Source organism: Desulfitobacterium nosdiversum (genome assembly GCF_049860565.1).
GTDB lineage: Bacteria > Bacillota > Desulfitobacteriia > Desulfitobacteriales > Desulfitobacteriaceae > Desulfitobacterium_A > Desulfitobacterium_A nosdiversum.
Genome location: NZ_CP172056.1, coordinates 2838664 through 2857253 on the forward strand (window position 1 = coordinate 2838664; position 18590 = coordinate 2857253).

The 18590-nt window shown below is 40.4% G+C and carries 19 protein-coding genes, 1 tRNA gene and 1 riboswitch; of the genes, 13 read left to right on the top strand and 7 right to left on the bottom strand.

Annotated elements, in window-relative coordinates; genetic code table 11:
* Positions 1-140 precede the first annotated feature (140 nt).
* The 4 genes from ACHOLT_RS13640 to ACHOLT_RS13655 all read left to right on the top strand — a co-directional run bounded on the left by ACHOLT_RS13640 (position 141) and on the right by ACHOLT_RS13655 (position 3533).
* Positions 141-878, top strand: coding sequence for a SagB/ThcOx family dehydrogenase (locus ACHOLT_RS13640; RefSeq protein WP_425801604.1), 738 nt, complete (start codon positions 141-143; stop codon positions 876-878).
* A 1-nt stretch (position 879) separates the two neighbouring features.
* Positions 880-1278 carry a hypothetical protein gene (locus ACHOLT_RS13645; RefSeq protein ID WP_425801606.1) on the top strand — a complete coding sequence of 133 codons (399 nt, stop codon included), beginning with the start codon at positions 880-882 and terminating at the stop codon, positions 1276-1278.
* Between the two features lie 20 nt (positions 1279-1298).
* The gene (locus ACHOLT_RS13650) at positions 1299-3065 is read left to right on the top strand and encodes a UbiD family decarboxylase (RefSeq protein ID WP_425801608.1); all 1767 of its coding nucleotides are present in this window, start codon (positions 1299-1301) and stop codon (positions 3063-3065) included.
* Between the two features lie 66 nt (positions 3066-3131).
* A complete protein-coding gene (locus ACHOLT_RS13655) occupies positions 3132-3533 on the top strand; it encodes a hypothetical protein (protein WP_425801610.1) in 402 nt (133 codons plus the stop codon).
* A gap of 5 nt (positions 3534-3538) precedes the next feature.
* Here the strand turns inward: ACHOLT_RS13655 and ACHOLT_RS13660 are convergent, their stop codons facing one another.
* Entirely contained in the window at positions 3539-4048 is a 510-nt protein-coding gene (locus tag ACHOLT_RS13660; protein WP_425808067.1) for a DivIVA domain-containing protein, read from the bottom strand.
* Positions 4049-4191: 143 nt separating this feature from the next.
* Here ACHOLT_RS13660 and ACHOLT_RS13665 point away from each other — a divergent pair, with 143 nt between their 5' ends.
* The gene (locus ACHOLT_RS13665) at positions 4192-4404 is read left to right on the top strand and encodes a hypothetical protein (RefSeq protein WP_425801613.1); all 213 of its coding nucleotides are present in this window, start codon (positions 4192-4194) and stop codon (positions 4402-4404) included.
* A 23-nt stretch (positions 4405-4427) separates the two neighbouring features.
* Positions 4428-4625 (top strand): spore coat protein, encoded by a 198-nt coding sequence (locus ACHOLT_RS13670; RefSeq protein WP_425801616.1) that lies wholly within the window; start codon positions 4428-4430, stop codon positions 4623-4625.
* 162 nt (positions 4626-4787) lie between these two features.
* On the opposite strand, the gene ACHOLT_RS13675 is transcribed toward ACHOLT_RS13670, so the two are convergent.
* From ACHOLT_RS13675 to ACHOLT_RS13700, 6 genes are all read right to left on the bottom strand, one after another.
* A complete protein-coding gene (locus tag ACHOLT_RS13675) occupies positions 4788-5420 on the bottom strand; it encodes a sigma-70 family RNA polymerase sigma factor (RefSeq protein WP_425801619.1) in 633 nt (210 codons plus the stop codon).
* A gap of 155 nt (positions 5421-5575) precedes the next feature.
* Positions 5576-6037, bottom strand: a complete 462-nt coding sequence (ribH, locus tag ACHOLT_RS13680) for a 6,7-dimethyl-8-ribityllumazine synthase (protein WP_425801622.1) — start codon at positions 6035-6037, stop codon at positions 5576-5578.
* A gap of 47 nt (positions 6038-6084) precedes the next feature.
* Entirely contained in the window at positions 6085-7287 is a 1203-nt protein-coding gene (locus tag ACHOLT_RS13685) for a bifunctional 3,4-dihydroxy-2-butanone-4-phosphate synthase/GTP cyclohydrolase II (RefSeq protein ID WP_425801625.1), read from the bottom strand.
* Positions 7288-7320: 33 nt separating this feature from the next.
* Complete coding sequence (locus ACHOLT_RS13690; protein WP_425801627.1) at positions 7321-7971, bottom strand: riboflavin synthase; 651 nt, start codon at positions 7969-7971, stop codon at positions 7321-7323.
* A gap of 13 nt (positions 7972-7984) precedes the next feature.
* Positions 7985-9133, bottom strand: coding sequence for a bifunctional diaminohydroxyphosphoribosylaminopyrimidine deaminase/5-amino-6-(5-phosphoribosylamino)uracil reductase RibD (ribD, locus tag ACHOLT_RS13695; protein ID WP_425801629.1), 1149 nt, complete (start codon positions 9131-9133; stop codon positions 7985-7987).
* Between the two features lie 134 nt (positions 9134-9267).
* Positions 9268-9381, bottom strand: a riboswitch (FMN riboswitch).
* A 51-nt stretch (positions 9382-9432) separates the two neighbouring features.
* Positions 9433-9963, bottom strand: a complete 531-nt coding sequence (locus ACHOLT_RS13700; RefSeq protein WP_425808069.1) for a GNAT family N-acetyltransferase — start codon at positions 9961-9963, stop codon at positions 9433-9435.
* Positions 9964-10122: 159 nt separating this feature from the next.
* Between ACHOLT_RS13700 and ACHOLT_RS13705 the strand changes: the two genes are divergently transcribed.
* The 7 genes from ACHOLT_RS13705 to acsC all read left to right on the top strand — a co-directional run bounded on the left by ACHOLT_RS13705 (position 10123) and on the right by acsC (position 18558).
* A tRNA-Pro gene (locus ACHOLT_RS13705) sits at positions 10123-10199 on the top strand.
* Positions 10200-10420: 221 nt separating this feature from the next.
* Entirely contained in the window at positions 10421-11269 is an 849-nt protein-coding gene (locus ACHOLT_RS13710; protein WP_425801632.1) for a DegV family protein, read from the top strand.
* 76 nt (positions 11270-11345) lie between these two features.
* The gene (locus tag ACHOLT_RS13715) at positions 11346-11786 is read left to right on the top strand and encodes a (deoxy)nucleoside triphosphate pyrophosphohydrolase (RefSeq protein WP_425801634.1); all 441 of its coding nucleotides are present in this window, start codon (positions 11346-11348) and stop codon (positions 11784-11786) included.
* A 361-nt stretch (positions 11787-12147) separates the two neighbouring features.
* Complete coding sequence (locus ACHOLT_RS13720) at positions 12148-12912, top strand: P-loop NTPase (protein ID WP_425801636.1); 765 nt, start codon at positions 12148-12150, stop codon at positions 12910-12912.
* A 72-nt stretch (positions 12913-12984) separates the two neighbouring features.
* Positions 12985-15003, top strand: a complete 2019-nt coding sequence (cooS, locus tag ACHOLT_RS13725) for an anaerobic carbon-monoxide dehydrogenase catalytic subunit (protein WP_425801638.1) — start codon at positions 12985-12987, stop codon at positions 15001-15003.
* Positions 15004-15022: 19 nt separating this feature from the next.
* Positions 15023-17203 (top strand): acetyl-CoA decarbonylase/synthase complex subunit alpha/beta, encoded by a 2181-nt coding sequence (acsB, locus tag ACHOLT_RS13730; RefSeq protein ID WP_425801641.1) that lies wholly within the window; start codon positions 15023-15025, stop codon positions 17201-17203.
* Between the two features lie 32 nt (positions 17204-17235).
* Positions 17236-18558 carry an acetyl-CoA decarbonylase/synthase complex subunit gamma gene (acsC, locus tag ACHOLT_RS13735; RefSeq protein ID WP_425801644.1) on the top strand — a complete coding sequence of 441 codons (1323 nt, stop codon included), beginning with the start codon at positions 17236-17238 and terminating at the stop codon, positions 18556-18558.
* Positions 18559-18590: the final 32 nt, after the last annotated feature.

Here is an 18590-nt window from a genome sequence, read left to right on the forward strand (position 1 = left end):
TGCAGTTGTAAGTTTATCAGTATAAACTAATACTTGAAACTTTTTCTAATTAAAGTATTGATATTGAACGTATTAAATAATAAGAGAAGATTGCAAAAGCTTAAAGGAAGAAAAACGCTGAGCAGAAAGGAGATTCGCTGATGAGCATTAGCGATCTTGGTAAATTTTTTCTGGATAAAACGAAATTAATCAATTTAGATCCCGTCCCGCAAAGCAAAGGAATACCTCAGCCTGCTCTGGAAAGTCCAACAAATTCCGGGCAATTAAAGATTAGACTTACTCCGCCTGAAAAAATAAATTTTGGCAAAAAGGAATTCAGGCAGCTGCTTGAACAAAGACGAAGCTTACGCAAATATGCTGCAACCGCACTTGCTTTAGATGAACTTGCTTACCTTCTCTGGTCCACACAAGGCGTTCAGAAAACTACGGATACGCTTACCCTTCGAACAGTTCCATCTGCAGGTTCTCGTCATGCGTTTGAAACGTATCTATTAGTTACAAATGTAAAAGGGCTAACTCCTGGCGTTTATCGTTATCTTGCTCTAGATCATCAACTTGCTGAATTTGATTTAAGTGAAAGAATCGTTAATAATCTCATTGAAGCTTCGCGAATGAAGTTTATTGAAAATGCTCCAGTTACTTTTATATGGGCAGCAGTGACAGAACGAATGACCTGGCGTTATGGTGATCGTGGATACCGATATTTATTCTTGGACGCCGGGCATGTCTGCCAAAATTTATATTTAAGTGCCGAATCTATAGACTGCGGAGCTTGTGCCATTGATGCCTTTAATGATGATAAAATGAACCAATGGCTTCACTTAAATGGCGAAGATCAATTTGTAATCTATATGGCCTCAGTGGGTAAAAAGAATTAATATGAAACATTGGATTTATAATTACGGCTCAGGCCGTGTTAATCTTAAGCTTCAACTTTATGATACAGGGAATGGACTTCAGGGACTGCTTACAGGGGGAGAAACGCCCCATATAGGGGGTGTTGTTCTCGCTGTACCGCGTAAAAGTCTGACAGGGGAAGGATGGAGTGCGGATCTCTATATTACCCCTGTTCCGAATCATAAAGATGTAGATTTTGCATATCCGTTAGCAAATTCTTTAGCTCGCTTAAGTCACTCACCTGTTGTTATTACGGCCGGCATCCATTCAGATTCAATTACGTCTGAAGAACTTGATCAGCTAAGAAGCAGCCTTGATGCAATGATGAAACAGGTTTTTCAAGAACTTGAACAATATTTTAATTCTAAGATAAACCAATAGAATGTGAGGTAACATAAGTCATGCATATCAATTTACGCAGTTTTATGGATACCCTACGCAAAGAAAACCAGCTCATAGAAATTGACGCAGAAGTTGACCCCTATTTAGAGCTGGCTGAAATACATCGTCGAGTTATCGAGGAGGAAGGACCTGCTCTTTTATTTAAGAGAGTAAAAGGGAGTCCCTTTCCTGTCGTTACTAATCTTTTCGGAACTCGACGCCGCGTCGATTTAGCGGTAGGTCCTAAACCCGAAGAGATTGTAAAACGGGCTGTCCAGGCTTTAAATCAGTTAATGCCGCCAAAAGCCAAAACCCTCTGGAAAGAGAAAGATTGGCTTCTCGCACTCGCGAAAATTGGATTAAAGCAGGTACAGCCGTCGCAGGCCCCCGTCTTACAAGTTCAAGAAAAAGAAGTCAATCTTCACACTCTTCCGGTTCTTACCAGCTGGCCTGAGGATGGCGGTCCATTTGTTACCTTGCCTCTTGTTTATACTGAACACCCTTTGACTCATGAACACAACTTAGGAATGTACCGTATTCAAATTCATAGTGCAAAGCAAACTGGCATACACTGGCAGATTCAGAAGGGCGGGGGCTTTCATTATTATGAAGCAGAACAGTTAGGGCAGGATTTCCCGACCACTTTGTTCTTAGGAGGGCCGCCGGCCCTTATGCTGTCCGCTATTGCTCCTTTACCGGAAATGTTGCCGGAGCTTTTGCTTACCTCATTTTTAATGTCTGAAAAGCTCACTCAGGTTCAAGCTTCCAATCATCCGCATCCCTTAATTGCAGAGGCAGAATTTGCATTCTGCGGAACAGTACCCGCACACCTGCGTAAACCCGAAGGGCCTTTCGGTGATCACTATGGTTACTACTCCTTAAAACATGATTTTCCGGTATTTAATATTCACACAATGTATCGCCGTAAAGATGCTGTCTATCCGGCTACAATCGTAGGCAAGCCCCGCCAGGAAGATTACTTTATTGGCGAATACTTTCAAGATCTCTTGTCCCCAATGTATCCTTTAGTTATGCCCGGTGTTAAGACACTTTGGGACTATGCTGAAACAGGCTTTCACTCCTTAGCGGCGGCTGTAGTTCGAGAAAGTTACCATCGAGAAGCATTAGGGCATGCCTTCCGAATTTTAGGAGAAGGGCAATTAACCCTAACAAAGTTTTTAATTCTTACGGATAAATCCATAGATCTTCAAAATTTCCCATTACTTCTTGAGACTGTCCTTAAACGTTTTGAACCGGAAAGCGATCTAATCATCATTCATGAAACTTCAATGGATACATTGGATTATACTGGGCGCAGACTAAACCATGGAAGTAAAGCAATTATGCTGGGAATCGGTGAGCCGAAGCGGGAGCTCCCCGCAACTTTCAACGGAGAGCTGCCTAAAGGCGCAACCTTAGCCCAGGCCTTTTGTCCTGGGTGTTTGATGCTCAGCGGTCCCGGCTTTTCAGAGAATCTAAATTGGGCTGATGAAATTCTTAAGCAGGAAAGTCCCGAGAACATAAATTCTTGGCCGTTAATCATTTTACTGGATGATCTTAAACTTGCTGCAAAAACTTCAGGTTTTCTCTGGCAAGTTTTCACCCGTTTTGATCCTGCTCATGACATATACGCGAAGACAGAAATTAGGCATCATCGCTTAATTTATCATGGACCCATTGTGATTGATGCACGAATGAAACCAGACTATCCCGGGGAAGTGATTCCTGCTCAAGAAACAGTTGATCTCGTCAATCGACGCTGGAAAGAATATAATATAAAGATATAAGACAGTAAAGGCTTGGCAGAATTTTGCCAAGCCTTAGTCAGCTTAGGATGAAGGAGGAGTGATCATATGTGGTCTTTATTAATAAGTGTCAGCACTGAGGTAGAAGCAGATATCATTAAGGGGTTGCTCGATCAAAGTCAGATCCAAGTTCAAAAAAAGTATCCTTTAGGAAGTCTTAAGGATTCCTACGGGATTGAAAATGGGGTTGAGCTTTGGGTTCCTAGTGATGTATTAGATCAAGCCCGTACCTTGATCGATACACTGACCAAGGATTCAGAGACAATCAATGAAGATGTAGACAAAGATCATAATGGAAGAGGAGAAGATGGGGAAAACGAAAAGGAAGAACAAGAAGCTAAACCTATGTATAAAACAAACTCATCGATTAATAAACGGGTTTTATTAGCAATTCTGCTTTCATTGATAATTATCCTTTACTGGCTGATGAGAGGGTCGGAGATGTTTTGATCAGCTTATAATTCTAGTGTCTGACGTAGAATTTCAAGTTGATTAAGTGCCTTTTCCATTAGAAGCTCGAGTTCATCCTTTTGTTCAGTAAGTTCTGAAATTCTCTCTGTTAATTGATTTAAAGATTCAAGAGCTTGTTCTTCCTCTTCTTTAAGTTCAGCAATTCTTTGTTTGGCTTGTTGTTCTGTTTCACTATAAATTGCTTCTGCCTCAATTTTGGCATTTTCTAATAATGTTTGGGCAGCACGGTCAGCCTCATCTTTAACTTGGCCTGCGATACGCTGAGCACTAAGCATTGCGTCTCGAAGGTCTTTTTCCATGCCTTCATATGAATTCAAACGATTTTTCAATTCTGTATTTTGTTCTCGTAAGCTATTGATTTGGAGACGCAGTTCACGGTTTGAAGCATTAGCCTCTGATAGGTTGTTTTGAATTTCTGCATAGGCCTTATCTACTTCCTCGGGATCATAACCGCGCATAATTTTTTTAAAATTGAGAGACTCCATTATTTGCATCAATCCTTACTTAATTTAATTTTCGTTAATCTTTATTATAGTTTATTTTATTTGCCTTTGACAATAATTTGATATTAAAGTGAATAATTTCTTCGTTTTTTACACATTCTTAATATGAAGTTAAATCCTTTAATGGAGGGATAATGATGCAATATAATGAGTCTGAAGTAAAAAATATTCTGGACGAAGGAATGATAACCCGCAGCTTGATTGAGACTGAAGTCTCAATGAAAAAATGCAACCTCTATAGTGAAATGGCGACAGATCCTACCGTAAAATCGTTTTTCAAAGATCAGGCTAAAGGCCTTGAAAACGTTACGCATTTTTTTAAAAGCGGAATAAGCGAATTCAAATAAGAAAAAGAAAGGCGTGAACAGGAATGAACACATTTACCGACTTAGATATGCTGTATGATTATGAAAAAGATGTTGCAAGTGCAGCAACTGGTTATATGACTTTAGCTACACGTGCTCATCATAATGAATTACGTGATCATTATTTGCGTCTGGCAAACGAAGCGACAAATGCCCATTCAAAAGTGAGCAAGCTTATCACTAAAACCGGAGGCATAGCCTAATTAAATATAAAAAACGGAATACGAGGGTATTCCGTTTTTTTATACTATTATCAGATTTTTATCGTTTTATCGGTATATATAGTATAAGCGCAACTAATGCTTTCGCCTGCGTAAAGCTAACAAGTGCAAAGACAGTGTCTTCGGGCGAAAGTGAAGTTTTCTTTATCCTGCTTCTTGACGAGACCGATAGGCTTGCGTTTTTCGACGAATACGTTGAATTGCATTGTCCAGAGATTTCGGACTCATTCCCAGCTCTTGTGTCATTTCACGTTGCTTCATACCCGCAAGAAAATGATAGCGAAAAACATTTAATTCTAAATTTGAAAACTGGCGAGTCAATTCTTGTAAAAAAAGGCGAGTTTCATCAAGAGATATGATCATGGCTTCAGGATTTTGATTTTCACCATTATGAATTGTATTTAGAAAGCTTTCTTCTTGGTCGTCAGTAATTGTATTATTTAAAGAGTAAGCCATATTTAAATTAAGATGTTTTTGCCGGTTATATGCACGTAAACTATCAATCAGTTTGCGTTTAATGACCATGCGTAAAAAATGTAAAAAGGGAATTTTTGAAGCAGGATTATAGGATTTAATGGCCTTAAAAATTGCGATTCGTCCTTCCTGAAGTAAATCCTCATAATCAGCTCTAGGCAAAAAATATTTACATGCAATTTTACGAATCTCAGGTTCATAATGCGTAATAAGCTGATTCATTGCGAGATGATCCCCAGAGCGCGCAGCTATGAGCTTTTGATAATATTGATCCTGTTCAAATTGATTTTTTTGAGAAGCCATCGCGCTCATCTCCTTGATAGAAAAAATACCTTACCATAAGAGTCTAAAAAATAAGCACTTATTTGGCAAGGTATTTTTATTGGAGACAGCTCCAGATAATCTCATTAATTCCTTTTTCTTAACTTGAAATCTTCATAACACTGAAATCTTGACTATTATAGAAGTTTTAATAAATTTGCGGTTTCAATTGCGGTTACAGCTGCGTCAAATCCTTTGTTTCCGCCTTTAGTTCCTGCACGTTCAATAGCCTGTTCAATTGAATCCGTTGTTAAAACTCCGAAAATAACTGGAGTACGAGTTGCTAATCCAACGTTAGCTACGCCTTTGCTGACTTCAGCGCTCACATATTCAAAGTGGGGAGTAGCTCCGCGAATAACAGCCCCTAAGCAGATGACGGCATCATATCGTTTGCTTTCCGCCATTTTTTGAGCAATAAGGGGAATTTCAAATGCTCCAGGAACCCAAACGATCTCAACATCTTCTTCTGTTGCTCCATGACGATATAATGCATCTAAGGCACCGCTTACCAGTTTTCCTGTAATAAATTCATTAAAACGGGCAACGACAACCCCGAACTTCAAACCTTGGGCGACTAAATTTCCCTCATAAGTCTTCATAAATTAAAACATCCTTTCATCACTATAACGTTATTAAAAATATAAGCTTAACGGATTTCCGTTAAATAATGTCCCATTTTTGTTTTTTTAGTAGCCATATATCGTCTATTTTCTTTTTTCAGAGGCATTTCTAACGGTACACGCTCAACAACTTCTAAGCCATATCCCTCAAGACCTACAATTTTACGAGGATTATTGGTAATCAAACGCACTTTTTTAATTCCTAAATCAGCGAGAATTTGAGCACCTACCCCATAATCCCTTAAATCTGGGGGAAAACCAAGGGCTATATTTGCTTCAACAGTGTCTTTTCCTTCTTCTTGAAGCTTATAAGCTTTTAATTTATTGAGTAAGCCAATGCCACGCCCTTCTTGGCGCATATAGAGAAAAACTCCGCGGCCTTCAGCTTCAATTTCATTCATAGCTGCACTTAACTGATCTCCGCAGTCACAACGCCGTGAATGGAATACATCACCTGTTAGGCACTCGGAATGGACGCGTACTAATACGGGTTCTCCGTCATTCACATTTCCCTTAACTAGAGCGATATGCTCCTGCCTATCTAATAGGCTGCGGTAACCAGCTGCTTGGAATTCCCCGTAATCAGTAGGCAATTGAACCGTTTGAACCCGTTCCACCAAAATTTCCGTTCTGCGGCGATAACGGATTAATTCTTCAATTGTAACTATTTTTAAACCATGCTTTTCAACAAACTTCATTAGCTCTGGTACTCTAGCCATAGTCCCGTCATCATTCATAATTTCGCAAATGACTCCGGCTGGTTCCAGCCCTGCAAGGCGGGCAAGATCGACCGCTCCTTCAGTATGACCGGCACGAACGAGGACTCCGCCTTCCCGTGCACGTAACGGGAAAATATGTCCGGGTTGGTGTAAATTCTCCGGCTTACTATTCGGGTTAACCAATACTGCAACAGTTTCAGCTCTTTCAAACGCGGATATACCGGTTGTACTTGTTTCACTATCTACACTCACTGTAAAAGCCGTACCCTTAGGATCGGAATTATGAGCAACCATTTGGTCTAATTTCAAAGCACTTAGACGTTCACCCGTCATAGGAACACAAACAAGTCCGCGGGCATGCTTAACCATAAAGTTGATCGCTTCTGGTGTTACCTTTTCAGCAGCCAGTACTAGATCACCCTCATTTTCTCTGTCTTCATCATCGACGACAACGATCATACGACCTTGTTTAATCTCTTCAATTGCTTCTTCGACTGTATTGAATCCCATAAACTATCACTCCTTATTGTTTATATTTTTATTTTAGAGAAAACCATGCTGAGCTAAAAACTCCATTGATAAATTTTGGGGTTCTTCTTTGCCAGAACCCTTTTCTAAAAAGCGTGCAACATACTTTCCAATTAAATCGGTCTCAAGATTAACTTTTGATCCTACGCCTTTTAACCCTAAAGTTGTTTCTTGGCGGGTATGAGGAATTAAGGAAACAGAAAAAAATTGAGACTCTGCTTGCACTACGGTTAAGGAAATTCCATCAATTGCAACAGAACCTTTCGGCAAAATGAAGTGCAGCAGGGCAGGGGAAGTGGATATTTCAAATACTTCAGCTATTCCTGCTTTACTTATTTTTTGAATTGTTCCTATCCCATCAACATGGCCGCTTACTAAATGTCCGCCTAAGCGCGTTGAGAGCTGCAATGCACGTTCAAGGTTAACGCGGCCGCCACGGGTTAATTCAGCTAGATTCGTTTTCTTTAACGTCTCTGACATAACATCGACTGTAAACCGTGTATCTTGAAGTTTAACTACAGTTAAACAAACACCGTTGACAGCTATGCTGTCTCCAATCTGGGTACCTTTTAATACTTTGTCAGCTTCGATCGTTAAGTAGGCCGCATCAGGAAGGATTTGTATATCAGCAACTAAACCTAATTCTTCAATAATTCCTGTAAACATCAAAACACCTTCTTTAGCAGTTCGCCAGACGATTTAGAACTTTTGCCCGGATTCTAAGATCCCCGGTTTCCAGGCTGATTTCCTTAAGTTTTAAAGGGATAGCTTCTGCCATTTTGTCGATTTTCAGTCCGGATAGGAGGGAGGGTCCTGTTCCTCCTATTAATTTGGGAGCAAGAAAAAATTCTACTTCATCGACTAATCCTCCGTTGAATAGTGCTCCGGCTAAACCACCGCCGCCTTCCAGTAAAACACTATTCCAGCCTTTAATCACAAGATCGCACATTAACTGTTTCAACGGAACTTGTCTTGGCTCCGGATATTGCCATACCTCCACGCGAGACATTCCTTTCAGAATTTCAAGCTTTTCTTGAGGGGCAGCAAGGGATGTAGCAATAATACACGGTGATAAAGTGCTTGCAGTAAGGACTTGAGCTGTGAGAGGAATCTTTAAAGTCCCATCAACAACTACTCTGACAGGGTCACGTCCTTCAGGCAAACGACAGGTCAGAGCAGGATCATCTTTTAATACTGTTTCACTTCCAACGAGAATGACATCCAGTTGATTTCTTAATTCATGGACTAACCGACGGGAAGATTCATTGCTGATCCATTTAGAATCGCCAGTCTCTGTAGCAATTTTTCCATCCAAAGTTGCGGCTGCTTTATATAGAAGATAGGGAAGGCCAGTTTGTATCGCTTTTAAAAAAGGACGATTGATTTTTTCAGCCTCTTCAGCCAACAAACCCACTTCAACTTGAATTCCAGCCTTTCGAAGACGGGAAATCCCCTCACCGCTCACCCGCGGATTTGGATCTTGCATTGCTACAACAACTCTTTGAAGCCCCGCCTTGATTAGAGCATCAGCACAAGGCGGGGTTCTGCCAAAATGGGAACACGGTTCCAGTGTAACATAAGCTGTTGCTCCTTGAGCTTCTTCTCCCGCTTGTCGCAGGGCATGGACTTCAGCATGCGGTGTTCCAGCTTTATGATGATATCCCTCTCCGATAATTTCGTTAGCTTTAACAATTACACAACCCACTAGAGGGTTTGGACTTGTCCGTCCGGCCGCAAGAGTAGCTAAATGCAAAGCATAACTCATAAATTCTTCATCCGTATTTAATTTTTGGTCTCTCTGCATGATTATTTCCTCGAAATTCTTCATTATAAATACTCCGTTTTAAGTAGATTTCCCCATTCTGACTAAATAATTAAATAAAAATAAAAAGCATCTGAAAACCTCCAGATGCTTTAGGCGCACAATAAAAAGAACATGCCAAACACAGTTAAATCTATGTTTAACTCCTCTTTCCATCCAGACTATACTGTCGGCTCTGGAATTACACCAGATCTGCCTTAAGGCTCGCGGGCTTTACCGCCGGTAAGGAATTTCACCTAACCCCAGAGGTTAAACTTAACTTTATTATTGAATTAAGTATATAATACTTTAAATGGTGTTGAATTTCAACCTTTCTTAAGAAATTCGGAAGAAAGGATTCCAAAAACTAATGCATCTCGATATTCACCTTGAACAAAACGAGCTTCCCTTAGTTTTCCTTCGCAAATAAACCCTAATTTTTGGTATGCTTTAATAGCACGTATATTCCCATCCCAAGTATCAAGACTAATACGGTGAAAATTCCACTGTTGAAATAAAAATTGAAGAAATATTTTTAGGGCATCAGTCCCATATCCTTGTCCCCAATATTGTTTATTACCTATGACAATAAACACTGTAGCCGAGCGTGCTGGAATATTAACTTCTCTAAATCCTATAGTACCCATAATTTCTTTGTCTAAATTTAAGATCGCATAACGATGCTCATCCGAATTTTCCAAATAACGATCTTGTATTTCTTCTTTAGACAATAATGTATTTAAAGGCCAGGAACCGCTGGACCAATAATTAACTTCAGGATCATTATACCATTGGTAAAAAGCTTCCATATCTTCTTCTTCCAATGGACGGATTATTGTTTTATTACCGTTTATCATGGATTTACCTCGATTCTTTTGTAAACTGATTACTATTTCTATAATACATAAACTAATAATACGCTTCAACTAACTCAGGATGGTTAGAATAGCAAATCCTATCAATAAAAAGCTTGACAGTCTATTCTAGGTTTGTTAACATATAATTCGTTCGACAAACGGGGCGTAGCGCAGCTTGGTAGCGCGCTTGGTTCGGGACCAAGAGGCCGCAGGTTCGAATCCTGTCGCCCCGACCATTGTTAATAAAAAGGTTTCCTAACCGGGAATCCTTTTTTATTTAATGATCTTTGAAGGAATATACACTATATTTCTTATTTTATTATTTACTAAGAACATTTTTATATAACATTTATTGATAATTTATATTTTAGACTATAATTGATAATGAGCTAAGTCTCAAAGTTATAAAAACTAATACCGATATATAACTAAAGTATAAATTGGGGAGGGAGATACTTTGCCCAAAACCGCTATTGTTATGGACTCAACAGGGTATCTTACACCAGATATCCTTAAAAAAAGTAATATTAAAATTGTAGCTTTAAATGTAACAATTGAGGATGAAACCTTTCCGGAAGATAAACTGTCCGTTAAAGATTATTTCAACAAATTAGGAAAAGGCACCTCCAAAACTTCACAGCCTTCGGTTGGCGCATTTCTGGAAGTTTATAAATCCCTAAAAACATCAGGTTATGAGGAAATTGTCAGCATCCATTTATCTCAAAAAATCAGCGGAACAGTTACCGCTGCTCGGATTGCTCAAGAATTGCTGCCTGATGTATCGATAAAAATATTTGATTCCGGTTCATCAGCGTTAGGATTGGGGCTGCTCGCATGGGCTGCTGCTGACTGGGCGGAAACGGGTTTAGATTCGGCTGAAATTATTCGCTTGTTAACACTACTTAAACCCCACACAGAATTATATTTCATTGTTGATACCCTAGAATACTTGCAACGAGGTGGACGAATCGGCGGAGCGGCCGCTTTAATGGGAACATTGCTTCAAATTAAACCCATACTTTATTTCAATTCATCTGGAGAAATTGATGTTTTCGAAAAGATTCGTTCAAAAGGCAAAGCGTGGCAAAGGGTATTGATTGAACTTGAACGGGCCCTCTCAACGGGTAAATCCTATCGGATTGCCGTCATACACGTAGGATTGCCGGAAGAGGGAATAAAAATCGCACGTGAACTTCAGGAGAGATATCCTAAACAGGATATCCGTATTTTTGAGGCGGGACCTGTTATCGCTACTCATGTAGGCCCTGGTGCGACAGGATTAGCCTTTCACCCCTGGCCCATATAATAGGATATAGTTCTAACTTTAAATAAGATTATTCCTTTTTACGATTGGAAACTCTATCAAAAGGGAGGGACAATATATGCTTGAACGTAATGCCGTTCTTGAAGTGGTAGCTCTTCTTTTGATTCAAGGGGAGAAGGTTCTTGTTGCACAACGCCCTAAAAAGGATCGGCTTGCCTATAAATGGGAATTTCCTGGAGGTAAAATCGAAAAAGGGGAATCACCGGAAGACGCTTTAATTCGTGAAATTCAGGAAGAATTAGGCGTTTCGATTCGAGTGTTAAGTCATTTTAAAACTATTGAGCATTTAGAGCCTCCTGTTCCACTTCGTCTTTATGCTTATTTTGCGCAACTTCAAGGGGGAAATCCCGTACCGCAAGAACAACAAAATATTCAATGGATTCCTTTTAACGAACTTCTTTCTTTAGACTTTGCTCCAGCTGATATTCCGTTAGCTCAATATTTAGTTAGCTATTTAAATACTGTGGATCAAGAAGATGGTCCTTCTGAATCACTTTAAGTAAATCTATTAGTCATTTAAAGATTCCTATTGTCGTTAAACGATAATAGGAATCTTTGTTTATATAATTATAATTTCACAAAGAAGGAATATTTGCAGCATACTCGAACCATTTATGTAATATATTGTAAATTATCTCAAGTTAAGTTTCTGAATATTTCGAAGTTTATTGGTAAATTAGAAAACAGTTGTCATAAAAATTACGGACTGTACTTATGATTAGAATGAAATTACCAAATATATTTTTAAATAGAATATACAAAATGATTTTAAAATTTCATTATAAAGAGTTCTGTAATTTTATAACAATATTTTGTATTTTTAGAATCGCTTATTTTATTAAAGATAGGGGTGAACTAAGATGAAAATAGCTATATCTGGCAAAGGAGGGGTTGGCAAGACAACTTTTGCAGCGAATTTAGCTTTTTGGCTTTCAGAACATAAGACACATGTTTTAGCTGTAGATGCCGACCCTGATTCGAGTTTGGGAACCGTATTAGGCTTCTCCGATAATATACTTCAGGACTTAAAGCCAATTGTTGATATGAAAGATCTTATTGAGGAGCGTATGGGAGGAAGCGGTGCATTTTATCCTCTTAATCCTAAGGTTGATGATATTTTAAACGACTATTCAATTACGAGAGGGACGATACGCTTTTTCAGAATGGGAAATATCAAAGGTGGCGGTACTTCCTGTTATTGCAAAGAAAACAGTTTTCTCCATGCCCTTGTCAATTCCTTGATTCTTGGCGAAGAAGACACAGTTATTCTTGATATGGGAGCCGGGATTGAGCAGTTAACACGGGGTACAGCCCAAGGAGTCGATATTCTCATAATTATTACAGAAGCAAGTACTGTAAGCATACATACAGTTCAAGTTATCCAAAAACTTGCTTTTGAACTTGGTATAAAAAAGGTTTTTGTGGTTGGTAATAAAATTCGCAATTCCAAAGAAGAACATTTCCTTAAGAATCAAATCCTGCCTGAAGCTTTATTGGGCATTATTCCCTTTAGTGAAGATTTATTGGATATGTCTGTAGACACAGGTCACCCTAATTTACCCTATGGTACACCGGGTTTTTACCTTGAAAATATATTTAAAAAAATAGTTGAAGAAGGGAGATGAAGAAAATCGGGGTAAATTCCTAGAAAATCCTTAGCCGAAATACTGAGTATTTAGAAAGAGGAGGTTTGAATTATGCCCAGATATCGGGATTTAACACACACGGCAAGGCCTTCGGATGCGCCGCGTGTAATCGAGCCTAAAAATCCCTTGCGCTCAGTTGACCCAGGTGCTCTGGAAATGCTCAAAGTTGCTCAGGAACAGAATATCGAAACTGTTTTTGACAGATTTGTAGCTCAACAACCTCAATGCGGATTCGGTTATAAAGGCATTTGCTGCAGAATTTGTATTGCAGGTCCATGTCGTGTCAAAACTGAGGAAGGACCTGGCAGTAAAGGAATATGCGGTGCTACTGCCTTCACTATCGTTGCCCGAAACTTAGTACGAATGATTGCCGGCGGAACAGCTTCTCATTCAGAACATTCTCGGCATGTCTTACACACCGCTCATGCTATGGTTGATGGTGAAGCCCCGAGTTATTCGATAAAATCTCCGGAAAAACTTCACAAATTAGCTTCTCAACTTGGAGTTTCCACCATAAATCGAGAAGATCGTGAGATTCTTAAAGATGTAACCGAAATTGCATATTCTGATTTTGGTCGCTATCAAGACCGGCCGCTAGCTTTTTTAGATAGTTTTCTTACTGAGCAGCGACGTAAGAAATTCCAACATACCAATATTACGCCTCGTTCAATTGATGGCACAGTAACGGAGCTCATTGCCCAAACAGCTATGGGCGTTGACAGTGATCCTGTTAATTTGATTTTTGGAGGCTTAAAAGGTTCTTTGGCTGATTTAGCTGGGGAATATATCGGTACAAAGTTAAGTGACGTTCTTTTTGGCATTCCGGAACCCATCGTGTCGGAGTCCAACCTTGGTGTAATCAATTCTAAGATGGTGAATATTGCTGTTCACGGACATAATCCGGTTTTAAGTGAAATGGTTGTTGCCGCTGCCCGTCAGCTGCAAGGAGAAGCTCAAAAGGTTGGGGCGGAAGGAATCAACATCGTCGGAATTTGTTGTACCGGTAATGAGCTTTTAATGCGAGAAGGAGTTTATCTTGCCACTTCATCCGCTTCCCAGGAAATGGCCATTATGACAGGTGCTCTTGATGCCATGGTTCTTGATATCCAATGTATTTACCCTGCGGTTCAGCAATTAACAGAGTGCTTCCATACTAAAGTTGTAACAACCGAAGGGATCATGAAAATGCCTGGGGCTCAACACATAGCATTTAATGCCGAAACAGCTATGGAAGATGCCCAAAAACTTGTGCAAATTGCAATTGAGGCTTATAAAAACAGAGATCCAAAGAAGATTTCAATTCCTAATGAACGTCATAACCTCGTTGCCGGTTTCAGTATAGAAACCTTGACTGATATTTTCTCAAAAGTCAATTCTGATCGTCCTATGTCTGTTCTCACCGACGCTATCATGAATGGTCAAATCAAAGGTGTTGTTCAAATGGCAGGCTGCAACAATCTAAAACGGCCTCAGGACGAGTCCCATGTTGTTATTTTGAAAGAACTTGTCAAAAATGATGTTCTTGTTGTCGCTACCGGCTGTTCAGCAGGAGCATTTGCTAAGTTAGGGCTGATGAGCCCGCTTGCTGTTGATGCCTATGCCGGGGAGGGTCTTAAGAGCTTTATTCGGATGCTGGAAGATGCAAATCCACAGCTCACAACCGGCTTACCGCTGATCTTTCATATTGGAGCCTGTGTCGATAACAGCCGTGGCATGGATCTTGTTATGGCAATGGCAGAAGAGTTGGAAGTTGATGTACCGAAGGTTCCTTTCGCTGCATCTGCTCCTGAAGCAATGCACGAAAAAGCAGTGGCTATTGGTACTTACTGCGTCACAATGGGGCTGCCCACCCATGTCGGTTCGATGCCTTTCCTTGAAGGAAGCGATCTAATCTACGGTATTGCGACTCAAATCGCCCATGACGTTTTTGGCGGCAACTTTATATTTGAAATGGATCCACAAGTAGCAGCTCAGAAAATCTTAGGTGCATTAGAATATCGTAGCTGGAAATTAAAAATTCATAAGCATGCCGCGGAAAAGTTCAACACGGAAATAGCTCAAGGTTGGTAAAGAAAGGAGGATTAATCCAATGTCAATGGAGCAAATTTACGAAGATGCCATAAAGGACCCTTCTCAAGAACCTAAAAAGCTATTGCGTAAAGCCTACGACGGTACGATTACGGCAATGACCTATGCGGAAATTCTTCTTAACCGTGCTCTTAAAGATTATGGAAAAGCGCAGACGATTGGTTATCCTGACACGGCTTATCATCTTCCCGTCATCACCTGCTTATCCGGTGAAAAGGTAACAACTCTAGGTGAACTTGTTCCGATCCTTAATCGTATGAGAGCACAAGTTAAAACAAGACTAACCTTTGAAAATGCACGTCTTTGGGGAGAATCTGTTCTTTATGCTGCGGAGATTATCGAAACAATTCATTATTTGCAAGGCGATGAACCGAAAGTAGCACCTTGGACAGGATTTTTGGGAGACCCAATCCTCCGTAAACATGGAATCAAAATGGTAGATTGGACCATTCCCGGTGTTGCCGTTATTTTAGGGCGTGCAAAAGATTCGAAAGCCGCTAAAAAAATTGTGGATAACCTTATGGGAAAAGGATTTATGTTGTTTCTTTGCGATGAAGTCATTGAACAGCTGCTCGAGGAAAATGTAAAAATTGGGGAAGATTATATTGCTTTCCCATTAGGAAACTTTACTTCTGTAATACATGCGGTTAACTATGCTTTTCGTGCAGGCCTTGCTTTCGGCGGAATTCCTGCAGGCGAACGAGAAAACCACCGTGACTACCAGCGTCGTCGTGTTCGGGCCTTTGTGCTTCATCTGGGCGAACTTGATGATGTGAAAGTTGCCGCAGAAATGGGTGCAATTTTTATGGGTTTCCCAGTGCTCACTGACCAGGAACTCAATGCAGATCTGCAAATTCCCGATTGGTATATCTCTGAACCTGATTACGAAAAAATTGTTCCCCTTGCTTTAGAAGTTCGCGGGATTAAGTTAACCAATATAGAAGTACCGATTCCAGTTAACTTTGGACCCGCTTTTGAGGGAGAGACCATCCGTAAGGGCGATACCTATGTTGAATTCGGGGGTGGTAAAACGACGGCTTTCGAACTTGTCCGAATGATTGGACCGGATGAAGTCGTTGACGGAAAAATTACGGTCATTGGTCCGGAAATCGATGCGATTCCTGAAGGAACCCGCTTACCTCTGGGCATAATGGTTGATATCTATGGCCGAAAGATGCAAGAGGATTTTGAAGGGGTTCTCGAAAGGCGCATTCACTATTTCACAAACTATGGTGAAGGAATTTGGCATGTTGCTCAACGTGATCTCTGCTGGGTTCGTATTTCTAAAGATGCCCGATCGAAAGGTTTCTTAGTAAAACATATCGGGGAACTCCTCCTTGCCAAATTCAGGCAAGAATTCCCTGCAATCGTCGACCGTATTCAAATCACAATTATGACGGACCAAGCCGCAGTTGAAGAGAATATTGTCAAAGCACGCGAGCGTTATCGTGCACGGGATGCACGTTTGAAGACTCTAACCGATGAATCCGTTGAAGAATTCTATTCGTGTTTGCTGTGTCAATCCTTTGCACCGAATCATGTATGTATCATTACACCCGAGCGTGTAGGACTATGTGGTGCAGTAAGCTGGCTGGATGCCAAAGCTGCTTATGAAATTACACCGACTGGACCTAACCAGCCGATAACAAAAGGGATTGCAATTGACGACATCAGAGGAATGTGGCAAACTTGTAACGACTATTTAAGACCTGCCTCAAACAACACATTGGAAGAAGTCAATCTTTATACGCTGATGGATAAACCCATGACTTCTTGCGGTTGCTTTGAAGCGATTATGGCTATTGTTCCAGAGGTTAACGGACTTATGATTACAACCCGAGAACATAGCGGCATGACTCCATGTGGTATGACCTTCTCAACTTTGGCTGGAACCGTTGGCGGCGGTTTACAAACTCCCGGATTTATGGGTATTGGCCGTTCCTATCTTGTCAGTAAGAAGTTTATACCCGCCGATGGAGGAATCGCCCGTATTGTCTGGATGCCTAAAGAACTTAAAGAATTTCTTTGCGAAGATTTTATTCAACGTTCTCTTGACGAGGGACTTGGTGAAGATTTTATCGATAAGATTGCGGATGAAAGCATTGGCATAAGCGTTGAGGAGATCATGCCTTTCCTTGAGGAAAATGGACATCCGTGCTACTCCCTTGAATCTTTAATTTAAATTGAAACCAAGAAGAAAGGGGTAACCGACTCATGGGATTATCAGGACTGGAAATCTATAAACAGCTTCCCAAGAAAAACTGCGGAGAATGCGGAACTCCAACGTGTCTTGCTTTTGCAATGGCTTTGGCAGCCGGCAAGGGTGCATTGGATACCTGCCCCTATGTAACTGATGATGCGCGAGAGGCCCTCGAATCAGCTTCAGCCCCACCTATAAAAGCTATTAAATTTGGAAACGGATCTGTCCTCGGTGACGAAACGGTACTATTTCGCCATGACAAAACCTTCTATCATCCTACAACGTTATTAATCCAGGTTTCCGACATCCTGTCTGATTCTGACATAGAGGCTAAAGTTCAGGAAATTAACTCCTTAGAGTTTGATCGGGTAGGCTTACATTATAGTATTGATGGTATTGCCATAAGCAACGAATCAGACGATCCTGCCCGTTTTTCCTATGTGGTAGACAAGGTTGCTTCAGCAACGGCACTTTCATTGTTAATCCTCAGCGAAAATCCCGACTCATTAAGTAGTGTTGTTTCAGGAATAGCTTCCCGTAAACCTTTAATTGGACCAGCCACAGCTGAGAACTTTGAAAAAATAGTTAACTTAGCAAAGGAATACAGTGTTCCTGTAATTCTTAAGGGGAACGGTCTTGACTCTCTATGTACCTTGGTAGAAAACGCACAAAAACTGGGCTATAAAGAATTCGTTCTTGACCCAGGTTCTCGAACACCAAGTCAAACCTTAGCCAACCTAACTCACTTGCGCCGTTTAGCTATCAAAAAGAAATTTCGTCCTTTTGGTTATCCGGTTATTTCCTTTACAACTAAATGTGAACCTTTGGATGAAATTGCAGAAGCATCTGTATATGTTGCCAAATATGCCAGCGCTGTTGTTTTAAAGGCATCAAATAAAGCCCAAATACTCCCATTGATGGCCTTGCGTCAAAATCTATATACCGATCCTCAAAAGCCAATTCAAGTTGAACCTAATCTTCATTCTGTAGGAGAAGTCAATGAGAACTCACCCGTATATGTTACAACTAATTTCTCGCTGACCTACTATAGTGTAGAAGGAGAAGTTGAATCGAGTAAAATCCCAAGCTATATTCTTCCGATTGATACAGATGGTACTTCAGTTTTAACCGCTTATGCTGCCGGAAAATTTGAACCCGAAAAAATTGCTGATGCTCTTGCCGCTTCAGGTGTGGCAGATAAAGTTAAACACCGCGAAGTCATTATACCTGGTTATGTTGCCGTAATCTCTGGTAAGCTCCAAGAAAAATCGGGTTGGAAAGTTGTTGTTGGTCCTCGAGAATCAAGTGGAATTGTTTCGTTCTCCCGCTCTATTTAAATAACTCATACCAATTAAGAGAAAAGGTTAGC

Coding starts and splice junctions, on each gene's coding strand:
- ribH (WP_425801622.1), bottom strand. CDS start 6,037: ATGAAGACTTATGAGGGAAATTTAGTCGCCCAAGGTTTGAAGTTCGGG.
- ACHOLT_RS13650 (WP_425801608.1), top strand. CDS start 1,299: ATGCATATCAATTTACGCAGTTTTATGGATACCCTACGCAAAGAAAAC.
- ACHOLT_RS13655 (WP_425801610.1), top strand. CDS start 3,132: ATGTGGTCTTTATTAATAAGTGTCAGCACTGAGGTAGAAGCAGATATC.
- ACHOLT_RS13675 (WP_425801619.1), bottom strand. CDS start 5,420: ATGGCTTCTCAAAAAAATCAATTTGAACAGGATCAATATTATCAAAAG.
- ACHOLT_RS13670 (WP_425801616.1), top strand. CDS start 4,428: ATGAACACATTTACCGACTTAGATATGCTGTATGATTATGAAAAAGAT.
- ACHOLT_RS13640 (WP_425801604.1), top strand. CDS start 141: ATGAGCATTAGCGATCTTGGTAAATTTTTTCTGGATAAAACGAAATTA.
- ACHOLT_RS13715 (WP_425801634.1), top strand. CDS start 11,346: ATGCTTGAACGTAATGCCGTTCTTGAAGTGGTAGCTCTTCTTTTGATT.
- ribD (WP_425801629.1), bottom strand. CDS start 9,133: ATGAAGAATTTCGAGGAAATAATCATGCAGAGAGACCAAAAATTAAAT.
- ACHOLT_RS13665 (WP_425801613.1), top strand. CDS start 4,192: ATGATGCAATATAATGAGTCTGAAGTAAAAAATATTCTGGACGAAGGA.
- acsC (WP_425801644.1), top strand. CDS start 17,236: ATGGGATTATCAGGACTGGAAATCTATAAACAGCTTCCCAAGAAAAAC.
- ACHOLT_RS13645 (WP_425801606.1), top strand. CDS start 880: ATGAAACATTGGATTTATAATTACGGCTCAGGCCGTGTTAATCTTAAG.
- ACHOLT_RS13700 (WP_425808069.1), bottom strand. CDS start 9,963: ATGATAAACGGTAATAAAACAATAATCCGTCCATTGGAAGAAGAAGAT.
- ACHOLT_RS13685 (WP_425801625.1), bottom strand. CDS start 7,287: ATGGGATTCAATACAGTCGAAGAAGCAATTGAAGAGATTAAACAAGGT.
- ACHOLT_RS13660 (WP_425808067.1), bottom strand. CDS start 4,048: ATGCAAATAATGGAGTCTCTCAATTTTAAAAAAATTATGCGCGGTTAT.
- ACHOLT_RS13720 (WP_425801636.1), top strand. CDS start 12,148: ATGAAAATAGCTATATCTGGCAAAGGAGGGGTTGGCAAGACAACTTTT.
- acsB (WP_425801641.1), top strand. CDS start 15,023: ATGTCAATGGAGCAAATTTACGAAGATGCCATAAAGGACCCTTCTCAA.
- cooS (WP_425801638.1), top strand. CDS start 12,985: ATGCCCAGATATCGGGATTTAACACACACGGCAAGGCCTTCGGATGCG.
- ACHOLT_RS13690 (WP_425801627.1), bottom strand. CDS start 7,971: ATGTTTACAGGAATTATTGAAGAATTAGGTTTAGTTGCTGATATACAA.